Consider the following 487-nt stretch of genomic DNA (forward strand, 5'->3'; position numbering starts at 1 on the left):
GCCGAGGCCGCCACCGAGGCGGTCACCGTCGCGGCTCCCGCCGAGGGTGCCACCGACGGCGAGGCCCCGGCCCCGCGCCGCCGTACCCGGGCCCGCCGTCCGGCCGCCGCCGAGGCGACCCCGGAGAGCTGATCCGCGTTCCCCGAAGGGGCGGTCCGGACCTCCGGACCGCCCCTTCGGCGTTCCGCGAGCGACCCGGGAACCGCACGGCGGCGGCACGACGGGCCCGGGAGCGACCGGCCGGACGCCCCTATGCTCGGGTTACCCACGAGTTCGCACCGGTCGCCGGAGGTCCGTCCATGAGCACGCCGCCGTTCCTCACCCTCCCGCCCTCGGCCCGTGCGCTGCGGGTGGTGACGGCGCGCGGGCAGTTCGCGGCGCTGCGGGCCGAGCCCGCCGGGGCGGTGCGGGGCTCGGCCCTGCTGGTGCCCGGCTTCACCGGCAGCAAGGAGGACTTCATCGCGCTGCTGGAGCCGCTGGCCGCGGC

1 pseudogene is annotated in these 487 nt (G+C 79.3%); it reads left to right on the plus strand.

What is annotated here, in order from left to right:
* Nucleotides 1–299: 299 nt before the first annotated feature.
* A pseudogene (locus tag BI06_RS18010) lies at nucleotides 300–487 on the plus strand (alpha/beta hydrolase); the annotation flags it as partial.

Source organism: Kitasatospora sp. MBT66 (assembly GCF_000710405.2).
Classification (GTDB): Bacteria; Actinomycetota; Actinomycetes; order Streptomycetales; family Streptomycetaceae; genus Kitasatospora; species Kitasatospora purpeofusca.